The following is a 3235-nucleotide window of genomic DNA, read 5'->3' on the forward strand; positions in this document are numbered from 1 at the left end:
CCGTCGGCCTCCAGAAGCAGCCCGGAGAGCACGGGAATGGCCGGTCGGTTCGGCAGCACCCGGGCCACCCAGGCCACCGCGTCGGCCAGGACATCCGCCCGGGGCCCCGACGGATCCGGCCCTTGAAGATCTGTTCAGCCTCGCCGGCACGGCCCCGAGCGTGCCCGGCGCACCGTCCGCGAGGGCTCGGTCACAGGCCGGGTGCCGGGAAGTGGGAGGTGAGCTCCCTGACCTCGCCGTGGACCCGGGTGATGACGTGCTTGGCCTCGTCCTCGTCCTTGGCCAGGGCGGTGACGACCTGGTCGATCCAGGCGCCGATCTGCCGCATCTCGGCGACGCCCATGCCGCGGCTGGTCACGCCCGCGGTGCCGATGCGGATGCCCGACGGGTCGAACGGCTTGCGCGTGTCGAACGGCACGGTGTTGTAGTTGGTCTCCAGACCCGCCTTGTCCAGGGCCTGGGCGGCGGGCTTACCACCGATGCCCTTGGGGGTCAGGTCGAACAGGATGAGGTGGTTGTCGGTGCCACCGGAGACCAGGTCGAAGCCGCGGCCGCTGAGTTCCTCGGCCAGCGCCTTGGCGTTCAGGACGACCTGGCGGGCGTAGTCCTTGAAGTCGTCGGTCGCCGCTTCCTTCAGCGCCACCGCGATGGCCGCGGTGGTGTGGTTGTGCGGGCCGCCCTGCAGGCCGGGGAAGACCGCCTTGTTGAGGGCGGTGGCGTGCTCGTCGGAGGTGGCCATGAGCATGGCGCCCCTGGGCCCGCGCAGGGTCTTGTGGGTGGTGGTGGAGATGACGTCCGCGTAACCGACCGGGGACGGGTGCGCGCCACCGGCCACCAGGCCGGCGATGTGCGCGATGTCCGCGGCGAGCACGGCCCCGACCTCACGGGCGATCTCGGCGAAGGCCGGGAAGTCGATGGTGCGCGGGATCGCGGTACCACCGCAGAAGATCACCTTGGGTCGCTCACGGAGGGCGATCTCGCGCACCTCGTCCATGTCGACGCGACCGGTGTCCTTGCGAACCCCGTAGCGGACCGGGTTGAACCACTTGCCGGTGGCCGAGACCGACCAGCCGTGGGTCAGGTGGCCGCCGAAGGGCAGGCCCATGCCCATCACGGTCTCGCCCGGCTTCAGGAAGGCCAGGTAGATCGCGAGGTTGGCGGGCGAGCCCGAGTAGGGCTGGACGTTGGCGTGGTTCACCCCGAACAGGGACTTGGCCCTGTCGATGGCGATGGTCTCGATCTGGTCGATGACCTGCTGACCCTCGTAGTAGCGCTTGCCGGGGTAGCCCTCGGAATACTTGTTGGTGAGGACGGTGCCCGTGGCCTCAAGGACGGCCTTGGAGACGTAGTTCTCCGAGGCGATCAGTTTGACCGTGTCGGCCTGCCGCCGCTCCTCGGCCTTGATGAGCTCGGCGATCTGCGGATCCACGCTGGAAAGAGCACTCATGCGCCTTCACTCCCCTGTCATCGTCGACATCGCGTGAAGACCCAGGCGCTCGGCCTTCTCGCCCTTCAGCTCCCTGGTGGTCTCTCCCACCCTATGCGCCAGTCGCCGCATAGACGATAGCGGACTAACCCATGCGGCTGGCGCGACCTGCGCCGTCGACCGGCCAGAGCCGGTCGACCTCGGCGTTGAGCGTGGCCCCGATGAGCACGGCCAGCGCGGTGATGTAGAGCCAGAGCAGTACGGCGATGGGCGCGGCGAGCGAGCCGTAGATGGAGACCGGGGAGAACCAGGCGGCGAGCACCGCGCGCAGCACGGCGGCGCAGACGATCCAGATGACGAGCGCGAGCACCGCCCCGGGCAGCTCGCGCCACCAGCGCGTGCGTACGGGCACGCTCACGTGGTAGAGCAGGGTAAGGAAGATCACCGAGCCGATGACGACCACCGGCCAGTAGAGGACGTCGACCAGCGGGGCGTAGTCGGTCGGCAGGGCACCGCGCAGCGCGACGGGACCGAGAACGAGCACGGGCATCACCACCAGCCCGATCAGCAGCCCCGCGAGATAGAACCCGAAGGACATCAGGCGGGTGCGGATGATGCCCCGCTCCTCGCCGAGGCCGTAGGCGACCGAGATCAGGTCGACGTAGACGAACAGCGCCCGCGAGCCCGACCAGAGCGCGAGCAGAAAGCCCAGGGAGATCAGCGAGACCTGGTTCTCGGGCTTCAACACGTCCTCGATGAGCGGGGTGACGACGGTGTCGACGGCGTTGTCCGTGAAGAGCAGGTGGGCCTGCTGGTCGATCCAGTCGCTGACGTTCTTGACCGTCTCGGGGCCGAACACCCGGGTCAGCTGGCCGAGCACGCCGATCAGGCCGAGCATGAACGGCGGCAGCGACAGCAGCGCGAAGAAGGCCGCCTCCCCCGCCAGGCCGGTGACGCGGTAGGTGACGCCCGCGTTCGTGGTGGCGGTGACCAGCGCCCACAGGTCGGTTCCGCGCATCCACGCGAGCGCCGCCAGCAGCCGGGCCCAGACATCCGTACCGCGAATCCACGCGAGGCCCGTGCGCAGCCATGTCCTGGGCCCGCGCGAAGGGCGCCGCTTGGGCCCGGGCCGCTGGGCCGGGGCATCAGTGGACGTCATGCCACACAACGGTATTCCTAGCCGTGCTTGATCACGAGCCAGGCGGGCAACGATCGAATCTCACCCGCCTGCCCGGGTCATCTGTGGTAGAACGCCCGGGCGTCGTCGCTGTCGACGATACGGGCGCCCAGCGGCAGCAGGGAGACCGGGATCAGCTTGAGGTTGGCGAGGCCCAGCGGGATTCCGATGATCGACAGGAAGAGCGGGATCGAGGTCAGCAGGTGCCCGATCGCCAGCCAGATCCCGGCCACGACGAACCAGATCACATTGCCGATGGTGGACATCACCCCCGCGTCGGGGTCGCGCACCACGGTCCGGCCGAAGGGCCACAGCGCGTAGGCGGCGATCCGGAACGACGCGATGCCGAACGGGATGGTGATGATCAGAATGCAACAGACGATGCCCGCGAGGACATAGCCGATCGCCAGCCAGATTCCCGCGAAGACCAACCAGATGACGTTCAACAAAGTCCGCATATTCACGAGCATGTCAGACAGTGTCTATGGCGACGCTGGCGCGTCGCGGTGAGGCCGCTCTTACCCGGCTCCTTCCCTCGTCGACCGGGGCCGCTCGTACCTCGCGACCCCGCTCTCCTCAGTCCAGTCCCCGGCGCGGCCTCACGGGTAGTCCCCCCAGGCCGTGGAGGCGAG

Annotated in this window: 4 protein-coding genes and 1 riboswitch; all 4 genes read right to left on the reverse strand. The window is 68.8% G+C overall.

Annotated features, from left to right (window positions below):
• Positions 1-89: hypothetical protein (locus ABT130_RS47285; protein ID WP_350966450.1), on the reverse strand; the 89-nt coding region annotated here is incomplete at its 3' end.
• A 101-nt stretch (positions 90-190) separates the two neighbouring features.
• Positions 191-1447, reverse strand: a complete 1257-nt coding sequence (gene glyA / locus ABT130_RS47290) for a serine hydroxymethyltransferase (RefSeq protein WP_343967454.1) — start codon at positions 1445-1447, stop codon at positions 191-193.
• Between the two features lie 32 nt (positions 1448-1479).
• Positions 1480-1563: riboswitch (ZMP/ZTP riboswitch) on the reverse strand.
• An 8-nt stretch (positions 1564-1571) separates the two neighbouring features.
• On the reverse strand, positions 1572-2585 hold the full coding sequence (locus ABT130_RS47295; RefSeq protein ID WP_350917015.1) for a YihY/virulence factor BrkB family protein: 1014 nt from the start codon (positions 2583-2585) through the stop codon (positions 1572-1574).
• A 77-nt stretch (positions 2586-2662) separates the two neighbouring features.
• The gene (locus tag ABT130_RS47300; RefSeq protein ID WP_350917018.1) at positions 2663-3061 is read right to left on the reverse strand and encodes a YccF domain-containing protein; all 399 of its coding nucleotides are present in this window, start codon (positions 3059-3061) and stop codon (positions 2663-2665) included.
• Positions 3062-3235 lie beyond the last annotated feature (174 nt).

It is taken from the genome of Streptosporangium sp. NPDC001681, from assembly GCF_040298085.1.
In the GTDB taxonomy this organism is placed as follows: Bacteria; Actinomycetota; Actinomycetes; order Streptosporangiales; family Streptosporangiaceae; genus Streptosporangium.

Bases quoted from the DNA above. Each gene is read 5' to 3' on its own strand.
- glyA (WP_343967454.1), bottom strand. From the start codon at position 1,447: ATGAGTGCTCTTTCCAGCGTGGATCCGCAGATCGCCGAGCTCATCAAG.
- ABT130_RS47295 (WP_350917015.1), bottom strand. From the start codon at position 2,585: ATGACGTCCACTGATGCCCCGGCCCAGCGGCCCGGGCCCAAGCGGCGC.
- ABT130_RS47300 (WP_350917018.1), bottom strand. From the start codon at position 3,061: ATGCGGACTTTGTTGAACGTCATCTGGTTGGTCTTCGCGGGAATCTGG.